This window comes from Halomonas sp. 25-S5 (assembly GCF_029889845.1).
Lineage (GTDB): Bacteria > Pseudomonadota > Gammaproteobacteria > Pseudomonadales > Halomonadaceae > Halomonas.
On the sequence record NZ_JARANV010000011.1, the window covers coordinates 101,440 to 117,888 of the forward strand.

At 69.4% G+C, this 16,449-nt stretch carries 18 protein-coding genes and 1 tRNA gene; 7 read left to right on the plus strand and 12 right to left on the minus strand.

Annotated features, from left to right (window positions below; translation table 11 throughout):
* From OP498_RS09915 to OP498_RS09935, 5 genes are all read right to left on the minus strand, one after another.
* Nucleotides 1-76: transfer RNA gene (locus tag OP498_RS09915), tRNA-Phe, on the minus strand.
* A gap of 92 nt (nt 77-168) precedes the next feature.
* Nucleotides 169-441 carry an oxidative damage protection protein gene (locus OP498_RS09920; RefSeq protein WP_250063664.1) on the minus strand — a complete coding sequence of 91 codons (273 nt, stop codon included), beginning with the start codon at nt 439-441 and terminating at the stop codon, nt 169-171.
* A 22-nt stretch (nt 442-463) separates the two neighbouring features.
* Complete coding sequence (mutY, locus tag OP498_RS09925; RefSeq protein WP_280553401.1) at nt 464-1,555, minus strand: A/G-specific adenine glycosylase; 1,092 nt, start codon at nt 1,553-1,555, stop codon at nt 464-466.
* 69 nt (nt 1,556-1,624) lie between these two features.
* The gene (locus OP498_RS09930; RefSeq protein ID WP_280553403.1) at nt 1,625-3,970 is read right to left on the minus strand and encodes an AsmA family protein; all 2,346 of its coding nucleotides are present in this window, start codon (nt 3,968-3,970) and stop codon (nt 1,625-1,627) included.
* A complete protein-coding gene (locus OP498_RS09935; RefSeq protein WP_280547685.1) occupies nt 3,967-4,419 on the minus strand; it encodes an acetyl-CoA sensor PanZ family protein in 453 nt (150 codons plus the stop codon). The genes OP498_RS09930 and OP498_RS09935 overlap by 4 nt, the downstream gene beginning before the upstream one ends.
* Before the next feature lie 193 nt (nt 4,420-4,612).
* Between OP498_RS09935 and hisB the strand changes: the two genes are divergently transcribed.
* The 4 genes from hisB (at nt 4,613) to hisF (ending at nt 7,558) form a co-directional block, all read left to right on the plus strand.
* Nucleotides 4,613-5,206, plus strand: coding sequence for an imidazoleglycerol-phosphate dehydratase HisB (hisB, locus tag OP498_RS09940; protein WP_280547684.1), 594 nt, complete (start codon nt 4,613-4,615; stop codon nt 5,204-5,206).
* Nucleotides 5,207-5,237: 31 nt separating this feature from the next.
* Nucleotides 5,238-5,879 (plus strand): imidazole glycerol phosphate synthase subunit HisH, encoded by a 642-nt coding sequence (gene hisH / locus OP498_RS09945; RefSeq protein WP_280547683.1) that lies wholly within the window; start codon nt 5,238-5,240, stop codon nt 5,877-5,879.
* Nucleotides 5,880-6,034: 155 nt separating this feature from the next.
* A complete protein-coding gene (hisA, locus tag OP498_RS09950; protein WP_280553405.1) occupies nt 6,035-6,781 on the plus strand; it encodes a 1-(5-phosphoribosyl)-5-[(5-phosphoribosylamino)methylideneamino]imidazole-4-carboxamide isomerase in 747 nt (248 codons plus the stop codon).
* A 3-nt stretch (nt 6,782-6,784) separates the two neighbouring features.
* On the plus strand, nt 6,785-7,558 hold the full coding sequence (gene hisF / locus OP498_RS09955) for an imidazole glycerol phosphate synthase subunit HisF (RefSeq protein WP_280553406.1): 774 nt from the start codon (nt 6,785-6,787) through the stop codon (nt 7,556-7,558).
* Nucleotides 7,559-7,612: 54 nt separating this feature from the next.
* On the opposite strand, the gene OP498_RS09960 is transcribed toward hisF, so the two are convergent.
* On the minus strand, nt 7,613-8,197 hold the full coding sequence (locus OP498_RS09960) for a YjaG family protein (protein ID WP_280553407.1): 585 nt from the start codon (nt 8,195-8,197) through the stop codon (nt 7,613-7,615).
* 172 nt (nt 8,198-8,369) lie between these two features.
* Nucleotides 8,370-8,663 (minus strand): MGMT family protein, encoded by a 294-nt coding sequence (locus OP498_RS09965; RefSeq protein WP_280553408.1) that lies wholly within the window; start codon nt 8,661-8,663, stop codon nt 8,370-8,372.
* 56 nt (nt 8,664-8,719) lie between these two features.
* Between OP498_RS09965 and OP498_RS09970 the strand changes: the two genes are divergently transcribed.
* Complete coding sequence (locus OP498_RS09970) at nt 8,720-9,418, plus strand: type 1 glutamine amidotransferase (protein WP_280553409.1); 699 nt, start codon at nt 8,720-8,722, stop codon at nt 9,416-9,418.
* Between the two features lie 4 nt (nt 9,419-9,422).
* On the opposite strand, the gene mnmH is transcribed toward OP498_RS09970, so the two are convergent.
* The 5 genes from mnmH to OP498_RS09995 all read right to left on the minus strand — a co-directional run bounded on the left by mnmH (nt 9,423) and on the right by OP498_RS09995 (nt 14,573).
* Nucleotides 9,423-10,544 (minus strand): tRNA 2-selenouridine(34) synthase MnmH, encoded by a 1,122-nt coding sequence (mnmH, locus tag OP498_RS09975; protein WP_280553410.1) that lies wholly within the window; start codon nt 10,542-10,544, stop codon nt 9,423-9,425.
* Complete coding sequence (gene selD, locus OP498_RS09980) at nt 10,541-11,578, minus strand: selenide, water dikinase SelD (RefSeq protein WP_280553412.1); 1,038 nt, start codon at nt 11,576-11,578, stop codon at nt 10,541-10,543. The genes mnmH and selD overlap by 4 nt, the downstream gene beginning before the upstream one ends.
* A 50-nt stretch (nt 11,579-11,628) precedes the next feature.
* Entirely contained in the window at nt 11,629-13,008 is a 1,380-nt protein-coding gene (gene radA / locus OP498_RS09985; RefSeq protein WP_280553413.1) for a DNA repair protein RadA, read from the minus strand.
* Nucleotides 13,009-13,129: 121 nt separating this feature from the next.
* Nucleotides 13,130-13,579 (minus strand): copper resistance protein NlpE N-terminal domain-containing protein, encoded by a 450-nt coding sequence (locus OP498_RS09990; RefSeq protein WP_280547674.1) that lies wholly within the window; start codon nt 13,577-13,579, stop codon nt 13,130-13,132.
* Nucleotides 13,580-13,679: 100 nt separating this feature from the next.
* Nucleotides 13,680-14,573 (minus strand): AEC family transporter, encoded by an 894-nt coding sequence (locus OP498_RS09995; RefSeq protein WP_280553414.1) that lies wholly within the window; start codon nt 14,571-14,573, stop codon nt 13,680-13,682.
* 121 nt (nt 14,574-14,694) lie between these two features.
* Here OP498_RS09995 and hisC point away from each other — a divergent pair, with 121 nt between their 5' ends.
* Both hisC and OP498_RS10005 read left to right on the plus strand, forming a co-directional pair.
* Complete coding sequence (hisC, locus tag OP498_RS10000; protein ID WP_280547672.1) at nt 14,695-15,750, plus strand: histidinol-phosphate transaminase; 1,056 nt, start codon at nt 14,695-14,697, stop codon at nt 15,748-15,750.
* A gap of 9 nt (nt 15,751-15,759) precedes the next feature.
* The gene (locus OP498_RS10005) at nt 15,760-16,188 is read left to right on the plus strand and encodes a VOC family protein (RefSeq protein ID WP_280547671.1); all 429 of its coding nucleotides are present in this window, start codon (nt 15,760-15,762) and stop codon (nt 16,186-16,188) included.
* The last annotated feature ends 261 nt before the right edge of the window (nt 16,189-16,449 follow it).

The window sequence follows — 16,449 nt, forward strand, 5'->3', positions numbered from 1 at the left end:
TGGTGGCCAGAGACGGAATCGAACCGCCGACACGGGGATTTTCAATCCCCTGCTCTACCGACTGAGCTATCTGGCCGCTGCCAACGGTGCGTATTAAACCCCAGCGGGCCGTTTCCGTCAACCCCTTCCGTTTCAGAAAGATGGCCGGGGATCGGCGGCACGGGCGGGCTACTCGCCCCGGGGAACATAGCCCTCGGCCTGGTCGGTCTCGCGGTTGTCGAGGAAGCGTTCCATCTGCTCCATCAGGTACTCCCGCGAGGCGGCATCGAGCATGTTGAGGTGCTTCTCGTTGATCAGGCGAGTCTGCAGCGCCTGCCACTCCTCCCAGGCCTGGCGGGAAACGCTGGCCTGTATCTCCTGGCCCTTCTTGCCGGGCAGCGGCGGGAATGGCAGGGCGTCCATTTCCTTCTGGTACTTGCGACAGAAGACGGTCTGGCTCATCGGTTTTCTCCTCGTGCGGGTGTCAGGGCCCGGCGGTGGTGGTCAGCGCGAAGGGCGCCAGGGACGCCAGCAGCGCCTTGACCGGGGCCGCCAGGCCGATGCTGGCGGGATCAGAGGGATCGTACCAGCAGCGCGCCTCGTCCACCGCGTCAAGCCGGCCGATCCGTGCCGGCTGCGGGGTGATCTCGAGGCGGAAGTGGCTGAAGACATGGGTGAAGGGCGTCCAGGCGGGCTCGAGCGCGCTGCCCGGCGCCCGGGCGTCCAGCCAGGCCTGAAGCCCCTCGGCATCGTCGAACTGGGGCAGGCTCCAGAGCCCACCCCACAGGCCGCTGGAGGGGCGCTGCTCGAGCAGCACGCGCCCCTCCCGGTCCTGCAGGAGCAGCATCACGGTGGTGCGCGTAGGCAGGGCCTTGCGCGGCTTGGACTCGGGGAAGCGCTTCTCCTCGCCGCGGGCGTGGGCCACGCAGACATCGGCGAAGGGGCAGCGCGCGCAGTCGGGGGTGCCGCGCCGGCAGAGGGTCGCGCCCAGGTCCATCATCGCCTGGGTGAAGTCAACCAGGCGCTCATCGGGCGTGTAGTGCTCGGCCAGGGCCCACAGCCGGCGCTCCACCGCCGGCCGTCCCGACCAGCCCTCCACGGCGTGCAGGCGCGTGAGGACCCGCTTGACGTTGCCGTCGAGGATCACCGCGCGCCGCCCGGTGCTCTGGGCGATGATTGCCCCGGCCGTGGAGCGGCCGATGCCGGGCAGCGCCGCCATCTCGTCGAGGCTGTGGACGGGAAACGTCCCGCCATGCTCATCGACCACCACCCTGGCGGCCTTGTGGAGGTTGCGCCCCCGGGCGTAGTAGCCGAGCCCGGTCCACAGGTGCAGCACCTCGTCCTGGTTGGCCGCCGCCAGGGAGGCCACGTCGGGAAAGCGCGCCATGAAACGCTCGAAGTAGGGGATCACCGTGGCCACCTGGGTCTGCTGCAGCATGATCTCCGAGACCCACACTCGGTAGGGGCTGCGCTCGTGCTGCCAGGGCAGGTCGTGGCGGCCGTGGGCGTCGAACCAGGCGAGCAGGCGCTGCTGGAAGCGCTCCGGCGACAGGATGGCTGGCGGCATGTCCGTCATGGGGCTCTCACTGCGAACAAAAAAGCGCCGACTGGGGAAGTCGGCGCAGGGACTGGTCATACGTGTTGCTCAATCGAATAGACCCTTCAGGGCATCGCGAAGTTCCTTGCCGGCCTCCTCGCCCAGGCGCTTGTCGATCTTCTCGGCAGCACCCTCGAGGCGCTTCTCGACCTCCTCGCCGGCACGCTGCGAGGCCTCGTCGCGCAGCAGCTCGGCCAGGGTGCCCTGGAAGGCCTGGCGGTCCAGGCGGCACCACTCGGTGCTGTCGCCGCCCAGCTGCCCCTCGCAGCGCACCGGCAGCGGTACCCGCTCCAGGCGCCGGTTGACCTCGCAGGGGGCGTTCTCGGCATTGACCAGGCGAACCGCGGCACGCAGGTCGAACTGCTCGCTGACCAGGTCCAGCTCGCCCTTGCCGCCCACCTCCATGCCGGGCAGCGTGACCAGCAGGTCATCGCTCCTGGCGGTGCCTTCGTCCAGCCTCAGGGTGGCCCGGATGCGCTCGAAGCGGGTCTCGTCGCGCCACTCGCGGTCGAGCTGCTCGCCCTCCAGGGTGGCGGCCATGGTGCACAGCTCCCGGGAGACGTTGACACCGGGAATCGTCCCCTCCTCGACGCGGGTGGCGAGGTTGCCGCCCAGGTGGCGCCTGAGCTCCACCAGGGTGTTGCCGCGGGTGGCGAGCTCGCCCTCGCCGCTGAAGCGCCCGCTCAGGGGCGCCGGCTCGTTGCCGAGGGCCTCGAGCAGCGACTCCAGGCGCACCCGCTCGACCTTGGGCGCCAGCTGCCAGCGCGCCGGTGTCTCGCGCAGGTCGAGGGCGCCGTCGGCGGCCAGGCGGCCATCGTGGAAGCGCGACTCGAAGGCGACCAGGCGATGCCGACCGTCGCGCCCCTCGAGGGTCAGGTCGACGTCCTGGAAGTCCAGCCCCGCCAGGCGCAGCTCACCCAGGGCCAGGTGGGCATCGAGCGTGAGGGCAGACAGCCACTCCGTCGGCACCAGCCCCTCCGACTCGGCGGCATGGGCCCGGCGGATGCCCGGCAGGCGCCACAGCGAGGCGCCGTCGCCCTCCACCCCCGGTGGCGGCAGGTAGCCATCCAGGTCGAGCCGGTCGCCCTGCAGGTCGGCGGCGAGCTGCTCGCCGTCATACTGTCCCGCCAGGCGGCCGGTGAAGGTGCTGCCGTCCAGCACCAGGGTCAGGCCGGCGAGTTCGAAGCCTTCGAGGTCGCCGCTGACGGGGCTGGTCAGCGCCACGTCGGAGAGCGCCTCGCCATCGGCCATGGCCGGCATCATGTCGAGCCGCGCCAGCCAGGGCCGCAGCGACACCGGCGCCAGGCGCAGCTGGCCGGTGTAGGCCGGCGCCTCGGCGAGCTGGCTGAGATTGAGGTTGCCCCTGAGCGCCAGGCCGTCGGGGCCGGTGAGCGCCAGGTCGCGCAGGCGGGCGCTCTGCTCGTCGAGGTCGGCGTCCAGGGTGAAGGCCAGCGACAGCGGCACCACCTTCTCGCCCAGGCGCGGATGCTTGAGGCTGGCGTCGAGCTGCCCCTCCTCCAGCTGCAGGCTGCCTTCACCGACGTTCACCACCAGCTGGGCACCCTTGAGGTTGACCTTCTGTTCGCTGTCGAGGCCGGCGAGGCGGTTGACCGTCTCCAGGCTCAGCCCTTCCAGCACGTGCCGGCCCTCCGCCAGGCCCAGGGCTACCCGGCCCTTCAGGGAGATCTCGCTGACCAGGCGCGGCTCACGCTCCTGCTCCCGCCAGTCGAGGCCCTCGTGGGCCGTCAGCCGGAAGGAGGACGCGACCGGGAAGGCCCGCCCGGGATTGACGTTGCTGCCGCTGACCTGGACGTTCTCGAAGAGCAGCTCACGGTCGCCCACGGCATCGCGGAAGCGCACCTCACCGTCCCGGACCTGCACGCTGGCGACGTTGAGCGCCACCGAGAGGCCGGTGTCGATGTCGGGATCGGGCCCGGCACTGGCCGGGGCCAGGGCGGCCTCGGCCTCCTCGCTGCTCTCGCCCAGCCGCTCGAGCAGCACTTCCCAGTTGCCTGCCCCCTGTTCGTCGCGCTGCAGGTCGAGGTAGAGGCCGTCGAGGGTCAGGCCGTCGATGGCGATCTCGCCGCGCAGCAGCGGCGTGAAGGCGAGGCTGACCTCGGCGTGGGAAAAGGCGGCGAAGGGCGTCGAGTCTTCCGCCTGGTCCGGCAGACGGGCCTCGGCCTTCTCCACGCTCACCCCCAGGCGAGGATAGAAGGACCAGGAGAGGGAGCCATCCAGGCTCAGCTCCAGCCCGCTGTGTTCGCGCACCACCTCGACCAGCCGCGGCTTGAGATCATTGGGGTCGAAGAAGGTGGTGACGTAGACCACGGCGCCGACCATCACCAGGCCGAGCACGCCGATGGCGGCGAGCAGGATCCGCAACAGGCGCTTCATTGCTGGCCTCCCCGTGGTGACAGGTCGAGTTCGAAGTAGTCGCCGTCCTGGGTGAGCCGATAGCCGAGCCGGGTGAGCAACATCTGGTCGGCCACCGGCAGCTGGGAGGAGTCGGCATAAAGGCGACGCCCCTCGGCATGGGCGTTCTCGCTGACCAGCGCCAGCAGCCGCGAGCCGACGCCGCGACGCCGGGTCGTGCTGCGCACGCAGAGGTTCGACAGCCACCAGGCGTGCTGGTCGGGCTTCACCGCCACGGCGCCCAGCAGCCGGTCGTTGAAGCGGGCGCAGCTGAACAGGTGGCCACTCGCGAGGTGGTCACGGATGAAATCGTCCACGGGCAGGGGCAGGCGCTCGGTGGGAGCGTCGGCGTAGATGCGCGCGAGGTCGTGGCGTACCTGGGCATCCGCTTCCCAGGCGGCCTGGTCGACCTGTTGAAGGGTCACCGGCATGCGTGGTTCTCCTTGAGCCGGGGCGGCGGGGTCGCCACCACTGTAATGGCCAGCATTGTAGCGGATGGGGCAGGCGATTCACTATAATGGCAGGCTCGCGGCGTCAGGCACAGCACCCGACGCCCTTCCGCCTTGCCGGTCGGTGGCTACCACCGGCCCATCTCGACACGCGCCCCGGCGCTGGAGTCTCGACATGTCCGAGCGTATCGCCACGGTCACCCGCAACACCCGGGAAACCCAGATCACGGTGACCCTCAATCTCGACGGCGCGGGACGCCTGGCCTGCGAGACCGGCGTGCCCTTCCTCGACCACATGCTCGACCAGGTGGCCCGCCACGGCCTGATCGACCTCGACATCGAGGCGCTGGGCGACCTGCACATCGATGACCACCATACCGTCGAGGACCTCGGCATCACCCTGGGCCAGGCCTTCCACCAGGCGATCGGCGACAAGTGCGGCATCTACCGCTACGGCCATGCCTACGTGCCCCTGGACGAGGCCCTGTCGCGGGTGGTGGTGGATTTCTCCGGCCGCCCGGGGCTGTTCATGGATGTCGAGTTCACCCGCGCCAGCATCGGCCGCCTGGATACCCAGCTGTTCTGGGAGTTCTTCCAGGGCTTCGTCAACCATGCCCGGGTGACCCTGCACATCGACAACCTGAAGGGCTTCAACGCCCACCACCAGGCGGAAACCATCTTCAAGGCCTTCGGCCGCGCGCTGCGCATGGCCGTGGCGCCGGACCCGCGCATGGCCGGCCAGATGCCGTCCACCAAGGGCAGCCTCTGAGGCCGCCGAACGATCACACGAGGAGCGCTCCATGACCATTGCCGTCATCGACTACGGGATGGGCAACCTGCATTCCGTCGCCAAGGCACTGGAACACGTCACCCACGAGAACGTGATCGTGACGCGGGATGCCCGTCGCATCCGCGGCGCCACCCGCCTGGTGTTGCCCGGCCAGGGCGCCATCCGCGACTGCATGGGTGAGCTCGAGAAGACCGAGCTGCGTGGCCTGGTCGAGGAACTGCTCGCCCGCCAGGCCAAGCCGCTGCTGGGCATCTGCGTCGGCCAGCAGATGCTGCTCGACCACAGCGAGGAGAACGGCGGCATCGGCTGCCTGGGCTTCCTGCACGGCGAGGTGAGGAAGTTCCCGACCGACATGCGCGATGACCGGGACAACCGCCTCAAGGTGCCCCACATGGGCTGGAACCTGGTGCACCAGCACCACGACCATCCCCTGTGGGCGGGCATCGACCAGGACGAGCACTTCTACTTCGTGCACAGCTACTATGTCGACGCCGCGGACGACGCCACGGTCTTCGGCACCACCGACTACGGTCGGGTGAATGCCCATGTGGCCATCGGCCGCGATGCCACCTTCGCCGTGCAGTTCCACCCGGAGAAGAGCTCCCGGGCCGGCCTCAAGCTGCTGGAAAACTTCGTGCAGTGGACGCCCTGAGCGGCGCCACACTCTACAGGCACAGGCGCCCGCGGCCGCGCCACACTCTACAGGCACAGGCGCCCGCGGCCGCGCCACACTCTACAGGCGCCCGCCGCCGCGCCCCTCTTTACTTTCTGCAGGCGCCCGCGGCTGGGCCAACCGAGGACACTGACATGCTGGTAATTCCCGCCATCGACCTCAAGGACGGCGAGTGCGTCCGCCTCAAGCAGGGCCGCATGGACGACGCCACCACCTACGGTGACGACCCGGTGGCCATGGCCGCCCGCTGGGTCGAGGCCGGCGCCCGGCGCCTGCACCTGGTCGACCTCAACGGTGCCTTCGAGGGCGCGCCGGTCAACTTTGATGCGGTCACCGCCATCGCCCGGGCCTACCCCGACCTGCCCATCCAGATCGGCGGCGGCATCCGCAGCGCCGAGACCATCGAGCACTACCTCGAGGCCGGGGTCTCCTACGTGATCATCGGCACCCAGGCGGTCAAGGAGCCGGCCTTCGTCGGCGAAATGTGCCGGGCCTTCCCCGGCCACGTGATCGTCGGCCTGGACGCCCGGGATGGCTTCGTGGCCACCGACGGCTGGGCCGAGGTCTCCGAGGTCAAGGCCGTGGACCTGGCCAAGCGCTTCGCCGACGATGGCGTCTCCAGCATCGTCTACACCGATATCGCCCGCGACGGCATGATGCAGGGCGTCAACGTCGAGGCCACCGCTCAGCTTGCCCGCGAGGGGGGCCTGCCGGTGATCGCCTCCGGCGGGGTGACCGACCTCGACGACCTGCGCGCCCTGATCGCGGCCGGCGAACCCGGCATCCTGGGCGCCATCACCGGGCGCGCCATCTACGAGGGCAGCCTCGACGTCGCCGAGGCGCAGCGGCTGTGCGACGAACTCAGCCAGAAGGGGAACTGATCCATGGGACTCGCCAAGCGCATTATTCCGTGCCTGGACGTCGACGCCGGCCGCGTGGTCAAGGGCGTCAACTTCATCGGCATCCGCGACGCGGGTGACCCGGTGGAGATCGCCCAGCGCTACAACCAGCAGGGCGCCGACGAGATCACCTTCCTCGACATCACGGCGAGCCACGAGGACCGCGACACCACGGTGGGGATGGTCGAGCGCATCGCCGGCGAGGTGTTCATCCCGCTCACCGTGGGCGGCGGCATCCGCAGCTGCGACGACATCCGCACCATGCTCAACGCCGGCGCCGACAAGGTCTCGATCAACACCGCCGCGGTGACCAACCCCGATTTCGTGCACGAGGCCGCCGAGCGCTTCGGCAGCCAGTGCATCGTGGTGGCCATCGACGCCAAGAAGGTCTCCGGGGAAGGCGAGCCGGAGCGCTGGGAGATCTTCACCCATGGCGGACGCCGTCCCACCGGACTGGATGCCGTGGAATGGGCCAAGAAGATGGTGGCCTACGGCGCCGGCGAGCTGCTGCTGACCAGCATGGACCGCGACGGCACCAAGGTCGGTTTCGACCTGGGCGTGACCCGCGCCATCGCGGACGCGGTGAGCGTACCGGTGATCGCCTCCGGCGGGGTCGGCACCCTCGACCACCTGGTCGAGGGCGTCATCGAGGGTGGTGCCGATGCGGTGCTGGCGGCCAGCATCTTCCACTTCAGCGAGTACACCATTCCCGAGGCCAAGCGCTACATGGCCGAGCGGGGGATCGAGATGCGGCTGTAAACAAACGACGAGCTCGCCATTTGGCGAGCCCCTTGCCTTCCGGCCGGCCTGGGCCTACTCCTCGGCGGAGAGGCCCAGGTTGCTGATGCCATCGTTGCGCCCCAGGCGGCGCAGCGCCTTGAGCGCCTCGCGATCAAGCGGTCCCGCCTCCAGGGCCTCGAGCACCGCGTCCTGGAAGTCGTTCTCGTCCGCCATCAGCGGATGGTCGCGCACCAGCTCGCCCAGCCGCGCGGCGTCTTCCTCACCTTCGGTGAGCTCGATATAGGCGCGTACCCCGCTGCGCGAGGCCCGGCTGACCTCCAGTACCGCCTCCGGGGCCTCGCCCCGCAGGATGTCGAGCAGCGCCGAGAGCGCCACCACCGCCTCCAGGGCACGCCGGGCCCCGAAGCTGTCGTCCTCGGCGGGGGGCTCCAGCGCGGCAAGCTTCTCGGCCTGGCGGTCGAAGTCGATGCGTGCTTCCCTGACCGCCAGCTGCTCCCAGACCAGGTCCAGGATCACCCGCAGGCCGTGGGGATCGCCCACGCCGGTGGTGGCGGCATAGAGGCTGTAGTTGGGCAACAGCCGCTCGCAGAGCGCCGCCATGAAGGCCTGCTGGCGGCGCGGGTCGAGCTGCTGCAGGCGCTGGAAGAAGCCGCTCATGGAGTCTCCTTGGGATCCTGTTGTCCGAATGTTCGATGGATGGCAAGGGGCGTCGGGGGCAGGCCGGAGGGGAGGTCCTACGCCAGGGATGGCGTCGGTAGCGCCCAGGGATGGGTTCACAGCGCCTCCCCACAGGCCTGTCGCCGAACCAGCCCCGCTGAAGTTTCGCAGATCAAGGCCATAGAAGCTCCGCCGGGGCGCGCCCACGGGGATCGAAGAGCACGCCTTCGGCGACCAGTCGCCGACGCTGCTCCTCGGCCCCGCCGTGATCGGCCAGCTTGCGGGAGGCGGTGATCACCCGGAACCAGGGCAGGCCGTGGCCGGCGGGCAGCTCGCGCAGGGCCCGTGCCACCAGGCGCGGGGTGCCACCATCGGTCATCGCGGCAATGCGCCCGTAGCTGGTCACCCGGCCGGGCGGGATCTCGGCCAGGATGGTCAGTATCTGTTCCCGCAGCTCCGGCTTCATGTACCCTTGCGCTCCGTCCCGTCCGTCACTCGGCATTCCATCAAGGCGAGGCCCGCATGCACGTTCACCTTCTCCAGCACAGCCTCCACCAGGGACCGGCCCGCATCGCCGACTGGCTTGCCAGCATGGGGCACAGCTTCACCGTCTTCCACCTCGATGCGGGGGAACTGCCGCCGCGGCTGGCCGATGGCGATGCGCTGATCGTGCTCGACGGCCCCGAGGGCAGCCTCGAGGATGGCCAATGCCCCTGGCTCAGGGGCGAGCGCAAGCTGATCCACCGGGCGCTGGATGCCAACAAGCCGCTGCTGGGAATCGGCTTCGGTGCCCGCCTGATCGCCGAGGCGCTGGGGGCGGTGGTGGCCCGCGGCACCGTGGCCGAGACCGGCTGGCACCGGGTGGACCTCGCCCCGCTGAGCCCCGTCGACCTGCCCGATACCTTCGAGGCCTTCATGTGGCACCGCGAGGTCTTCGCCCTGCCCGACGATGCCCTGGCGCTGGGCCGCAGCCAGGCCAGCCCGTTGCAGGGCTTCACCTGGGACGACGGCCGGGTGGTGGCACTGCTCTGCCACCTGGAAACGACCACCGACAGCGTGCGGGCGCTGCTTGACCATCAGGCGCCGCCCGAGGGCAGCGAGACCAGCTCCCATGCCCAGGACCGGGCGGCGATGCTCGACGACCCGAGGCGCTTCGACCGGCTGGCCCCGCTGCTCGACCGCCTGCTCAGCCAGTGGCTGGGCAGCACCGCCGCGGCATGACGGCTCAGGCCGACTGAGGCTGCGGCCGGCCGTCCCGGCGCGCCTCGGCCGACCACTCCCTGGCGACCCGCAGACAGCTCTCCCAGTCGCCGACGTGGAGAAAGTGGCGCTCGGGGTGCTTCTCCAGCTGATGGCGATAGAGCGGGTCATAGTATTCGGTCAGCAGCGGGGCCAGCCAGGCCTCATGGGCCTGGCGGTTGCCCCGCTCATGCTCGCGGAAGGCGAGCGCCTGCAGGCGCTGCAGGCGCGCCAGACGCTCGCTGCCCAGGCGCTTCCTCAGCCGGCTCAGGGCGGTGGTGAGCTGCTTGCGCATCAGCGCCCAGCCCAGCCAGTCGCCGAACTGCCGGCGATGGACCTCCCACAGGTCGTCGATGTAGTCCTTGCGGATCTGCGCCAACCGCCAGTCCAGGGGCATCTCGATGCGGATACGCGGTGCCGGCACCATGCCCTCCCAGAAGCGCAGCGGGATGTTGGCCGCCCCGATGCGGCGGGACTCGTCCTCCACCACCACCGGCCCGGGCAGCTCCAGCAGTCGACGCCCCATGGCATGCTCGAAGTCGATCTGGCTGGGCGCCGGCAGCGGGTGGCGCCCGAAGGCCGAGCCCTTGTGGCGGGCACAGCCCTCCAGGTCGAGGCCATTGCCCAGCGCCAGAATCAGCGGCGTCTTGGCACAGCCGGTGAGGCCGCCCACCACCAGCTGAGGCTGCTCGGCCGCCGCGTCGATGCGCGCGCAGAGGGCCTGGCGCATCGCCTTCCAGCCGCCGCGGATACGCGGACGGGTGATGCCGGACTCGGCCAGCCACTGCTGGGCGGTCCGCGAGCGCAACCCGCCGCGGAAGCAGTAGATGACGGCATCGGGATGCGCCGCGAGGAGCCGCTGCCAGGCGGCGACCCGGGACGCCTTGAGGCCACCGCTGACCAGCCGCTCGCCCAGGGCGATGGCCGCGTCCTGGCCATGCGCCTTGTAGGCGATCCCCACGAGGTGGCGCTCCTCGTCGTCCATCAGCGGCAGATTGACGGCGCCGGGCAGCGACCCCTGGGCGAACTCCACCGGCGCGCGGACATCGATCAGCACGCGCCCTTCCCGCAGCAGGGCGAGGTCGGGCTCGACCAGCGGCAGGCTCATCCACGCACCTCGATCAGCGCCGGCCCGCTGGCCTTGACGACCTCGCCGAAGGGCACGAGCTCGATGCCGTGCTGGCGGCCGATGCGTTCCACATCATCCTCCCAGGAGGGGTGCACCGAGAGCAGCAGGCCACCGGAGGTCTGCGGGTCGCAGAGCCACTGCCAGTGGGCCTCGTCCATCTGCGGCAGGCTCTCGCCCAGCGCCTCGCGGTTGCGACGGGTGCCGCCAGGCACCGCGCCCTTGCGGCGATAGGCCTCGGCCTCGGCGAGCCGCGGCAGGCGGCGGAAGTTGATCCGGGCGGCCACGCCGCTGGCCGCGCAGATCTCGGCGAGGTGTCCGGCCAGGCCGAAGCCGGTGACGTCGGTCATGGCATGCACGCCCTTGACCTTCGCAAGCTCCATGCCGATGGCATTGGACTTGAGCATGGTCTCACGCGCCAGGCCCTGATGGCCGGGCTCGATCAGCCCCTGCTTCTCGGCCGTGGTCAGCAGGCCCACCCCCAGCGGCTTGGTGAGGAACAGCAGGTCGCCGGGCTTGGCACCCTTGTTGAGCTTTAGATGCTCGAGGTCGACGAGGCCGTTGACCGCCAGGCCGAAGATCGGCTCGGGGGCATCGATGGAGTGACCGCCGGCCAGCGCCACGCCCAGTTCGCGACACACCGCCTGGGCACCGGCTACCACGTCGCCGGCGATGTCGGCGCCGAGCGTGTCCAGCGGCCAGCCGAGGATGCCCAATGCCAGCACCGGCTTGCCGCCCATGGCATAGACGTCGCTGATGGCATTGATCGCCGCGATGCGGCCGAAATCAAAGGGGTCGTCGACGATCGGCATGAAGAAGTCAGTGGTGGCGATCATGCCGCGACCGTCGCCCAGGTCGTAGACGGCGGCGTCCTCGCGCCCCTGGTTGCCAACAATCAGCCGCGAGTGGCTGGCCCCGGGGCCGGCCTTGGCGAGGATACTATCTAGCACGTCGGGGGCGATCTTGCAGCCGCAGCCGGCGCCGTGGCTGTACTGGGTCAGGCGGATGGCGCTCATCTCGTTCTCCTTGGCATTCACTACCCGCATTCTACATCAGAGTGCCGGACCTAGAGGGCATCGAGGGCCTCGGCGAGCTTGTCCACGGCGACCACCTCCATGCCCTCGGGCGAGCGCTTGGGGGCATTGCCGCGGGGCACGATGGCCCGCTTGAAGCCGTGCTTGGCCGCTTCGACGATGCGCTCCTGGCCGCTGGGTACCGGGCGGATCTCGCCGGAGAGTCCCACCTCGCCGAACACCACCAGCTCCCGGGGGAGCGGCCGGTTCTGCAGGCTGGAGACTACCGCCAGCAGCACCGCGAGGTCGGCGCTGGTCTCCAGCACCTTGACCCCGCCGACCACGTTGAGAAAGACGTCCTGGTCCCCGGTGAATAGCCCCCCATGGCGGTGCAGCACCGCCAGCAGCATGGCCAGGCGGTTCGGGTCGAGGCCCACGGCGACGCGGCGCGGATTGCCCAGCGCCGACTCGTCGAGCAGCGCCTGGACCTCCACCAGAATCGGCCGGGTGCCCTCCCAGACCACCATCACCAGGCTGCCGGCACTCTGCTCCTCGTTGCGCGAGAGGAAGATGGCGCTAGGGTTCTTCACCTCCTTGAGGCCGTGCTCGAGCATGGCGAACACACCGAGCTCGTTGACCGCGCCGAAACGGTTCTTCTGCCCCCGAAGAGTGCGAAAGCGCGAGTCCGCCCCGCCCTCGAGCAACAGCGAGGCATCGATCATGTGCTCCAGCACCTTGGGGCCGGCCAGGCTGCCGTCCTTGGTGACGTGCCCCACCAGCATCAGCACGGTATTGCTCTGCTTGGCAAAACGCGTCAGGGACGCGGCGGACTCACGCACCTGGGCCACCCCACCGGGCGCCGAGGCGATGTCCTCCAGGTGCATGGTCTGGATGGAGTCGATGATCAGGATCTCGGGACGCTCACGCTCGGCCACGGCGAGGATGGTCTCGATGCTGGTCTCGGCCAGCATCTTCAGGCCCTGCACCGGCAGCTGCAGACGGTGGGCGCGCATCGCCACCTGGGAGAGCGACTCCTCGCCGGTGACGTAGACCACCCGGCGAGACTGGGCCAGCTTGCAGGCGGTCTGCAGCAGCAGGGTCGACTTGCCGGCCCCGGGGTTCCCCCCGAGCAGCACCGCCGAGCCCGGCACCAGGCCGCCGCCCAGCACCCGGTCGAACTCCGCGAAGGTGGAGGAAAGCCTGGGCACCTCGCTGAGGTCGACGCTGGCCAGGTCGACCACCTCGCGGGACAGGCCGCCGGCGTAGCCGCCGCGCACTGTCGAGGTGGCGCCCGTGGCAGCACCGGGGCGCGCCGCCGAGAGACGGACCTCGCTCAGGGTGTTCCACTCCCGGCAGCTGCTGCACTGCCCCTGCCACTTGCGGTACTCGGCACCACACTCGGTGCAGACGAAGGCGCTCTTCGCTTTGGCCATGCGGCACTCTCTCCCACGGTCAAGGCCATCATTCTACCCGCCACGGGCCTGGTGCCGATGGCATGCCCGCAACGACAAGGGGCGACCCTGAGGGCCGCCCCGCTACTGCGCATTCAGACGTCTACAGGCGCTTGAGCTGCAGCATCTCGCTGTTCTGGAAACGACGCAGGTTGGGGTCGATCAGCTCGAGGGTCTGCCCATCGACGCGCAGGAAGTAGTAGGTCTGCCCTTCGCCATCGGGGGTCAACTCGTAGACGGTGGCGGTGGGGTCCTGCTCCGTGCCTTCGAGGACTTCCCAGTTGCCCGCGTAGTTCTCGTCCGGCGGATTCTGCGGGTGCGCCCGATACGAGGCCTCGAGGTCGAAGGTGCGTTCCTCGGCCACTCCCTGCTCCTCGCCGTTCAGGGTCACGTTCAGGTCGATGCCGTCGCAGTTGCGACACGGCAGGGTTCCCTGGTAGGTCGCCGTGGTCGCTTCCATCTCCGGGGCGGCGGCCTGGTCGGTGGGTCCGGCGGCGCAGCCGGCCAACAGGGCGGCCAGGGCGGTGCCGGCCAGCAAGGTCCTGATTTGCATTTGTGTCCTCCTAACCAATGGGCATGACGCCGTGAAGCACGGCAGCCTGAGTGACAGCATAACCTCTCGTGTCCTCAGCGGACAGCCTCCCCGCCCTGCATCAGGCCAGCGGATAGACATGGGTGAAGATCAGTGCCAGCACCAGCGGCATGACCACTAGGCTGCCCAGGTTGCCGATCAGCACCAGCGAGGCCACTTTGTGCGGCTCCTGGCGATACTGCTCGGCCACCAGGTAGTTCAACACGGCCGGCGGCAGGGCGGCAAACACCCAGAGGGCCGCCGCCTGCAGGCCCGAGAGGTCGAGCCACCAGATCAGCGGCACGGCCAGCACCAGTCCGGAGAGCGGGCAGAGCACCGCCCCGAGCAGACCGGTCTTCCAGTCGCCGAAGTCGATGTCCAGCATCCTCACGCCCAGGGCGAAGAGCATCAGCGGGATGCAGACCCCGCCCAGCATGTGCAGAGCCTCCAGGAACCAGCCCGGCAGGGGCACGCCGCCCAGGTTGATGGCGAGGCCCGCCAGGCTCGCCAGCACGATGGGCATGCGCAGCAGCCGCCACAGGGGGGTGTGCGGGCTGAGCATGTAGAGCCCCACCGAGAAGTGCAGCAGCATCTCGATGATGAACAGCACCACCGCCGCCGGCAGGGCCTTCTCGCCGAAGGCCAGCACGAGCAGGGGGATCCCCATGTTGCCGGAGTTGTTGAACATCATCGGCGGCAGGAAGGTCTTGGTCTCGAGCTTCAGCCACTTCGCCACCGGCCAGAGCACGAGCCCCGACCCCAGCACCACCACGGCCCCCGCCAGGGCCAGGCTCGCGTAATCCGCCAGGGGCGCCTGGCGGTCGGCGAGCACGGCGAACACCAGCATGGGCACGAAGAGTTCCATGTTGAGGGTGTTCAGGCCGCGGATGTCCGGCGTGCGGAAGCGGCCGTAGAAGGTCCCACAGCCGGCGATCAGGAAGACGGGCAGCAGGGTGGCGAGGATCTGGGCGGTCATTGCATGGGTCCATAGGCAGCGAATGATCGATGGCGGCCCTCGAGACTAGCATGGTCGTGGCTTGCGCGGTCACGCTGCTCGGGTCACCATGACCAAAGTCCAATCCCCCGAGCGAGTGACCATGAGCAAGTTCTGGAGCCCCGCCGTTCGCGAGCTGACCCCCTATGTCCCGGGCGAGCAGCCCCGCGAGCGCCTGATCAAGCTGAACACCAACGAGAACCCCTATCCGCCGGCCCCCGGCGTCGAGGCCGCCCTGCGCGACTTCCCCGCCGACCACCTGCGGCGCTATCCGGACCCGGAATCCCGCGCCCTGCGCGAGGCCCTGGCAGCGGAGCTCGGGGTAGCGACGGAGCAGGTGTTCGTCGGCAACGGCTCCGACGAGGTGCTCGCCCTGGCCTTCCAGGCCTTCTTCCGCCAGGGGCGGCCACTGGAGATGCCGGCCATCTCCTACAGCTTCTACCCGGTCTACTGCCGCCTCTATGAGATCGAGCGCCGCAACCACCCGCTCGACTCCCAGTGGCGCGTCGACCTCGAGGCCTTCGGCCAGGATACCGGCGGCGTGGTCTTCGCCAACCCCAATGCCCCCACCGGCCATGGTCACGGACGCGAGGCCATCGCCGGGCTGCTCGAGCGGGTCTCCGAGGCGGTGGTGCTGGTCGACGAGGCCTACGTGGACTTCGGCGGCGAGAGTGCCGTGCCGCTGGTGGAACGCTTCCCCAACCTGCTGGTCACCGGCACCTTCTCCAAGTCCCGCAGCCTGGCCGGCCTGCGGCTCGGCTATGCGGTGGGCTCCCGCGAGCTGATCGAGGGGCTGGAACGGGTCAAGGACTCCTTCAACTCCTACCCCGTCGACAGCCTGGCCAGCGACCTGGGCATCGCCTCCCTGAAGGACCGCGAGCACTTCGAGGCCTGCCGCGAGGCGGTGATCACCACCCGCGAGCGCACCCGGGGGCGACTCGAGAGCCTGGGCTTCCAGGTACTGCCCTCGCAGACCAACTTCGTGCTGGTCAGCCACCCGGAGTTCGATGCCGCCCAGCTCTTCGTGGGCCTGCGCGAACGCGGCGTGCTGGTGCGCCACTTCAACAACGAGGTGCTGCGCGATCACCTGCGGATCTCCATCGGCACCGATGACGAGATGGACAGCCTCATCGAGGCGCTCGAAAGCCTGTGCCGCTAGGGCCGCCCCATGGTCAAGGAATGTCCGCACCTGCCCCTGTCCAGGGTCCATCACGTGGCGCTGATCACCGCCGACTATGCCCGTGCCCGGCGCTTCTATCTCGAGGTGATGGATGCCGAGATCATTCAGGAGACCTGGCGAGCCGAGCGTGACAGTCACAAGCTGGACCTGCGCCTCCCGGGGGGCATCCAGCTGGAGCTGTTCTCCTTCCCCTCGCCGCCACCACGCCCCAGCTACCCCGAAGCCTGCGGGCTACGCCATCTCGCCCTGGCCACCCCGGACCTCGAGGCCTGCATCGACCTGCTGACGGCTCGTGGCGCGCAGCCGGAACCCGTCCGGGTCGACGAGATGACCGGCGCACGCTTCACCTTCCTGGCCGACCCCGATGGCACCCCGATCGAGCTGTACGAAGAACCTTCGCCGGAACGGCGGCCATAAACGAGGAAACCCCAGCTTCATTAGAAGCCGGGGTTCCTGGAATGAAAAGACCCCGTGCTCTGTCGAACATGGGGTCTTCTCGGGATAGGTGCCTGACGAAGGCCCGGGCGGCGCTCCGCTACTCGCCATGGGGAGGCCCCCGGAACGACGAAACCCCGACCAATGGCCGGGGTTTCAGAATAAGTGCCTGACGATGACCTACTCTCGCATGGGGAGGCCCCACACTACCATCGGCGCTGAGCGGTTTCACTGCTGAGTTCG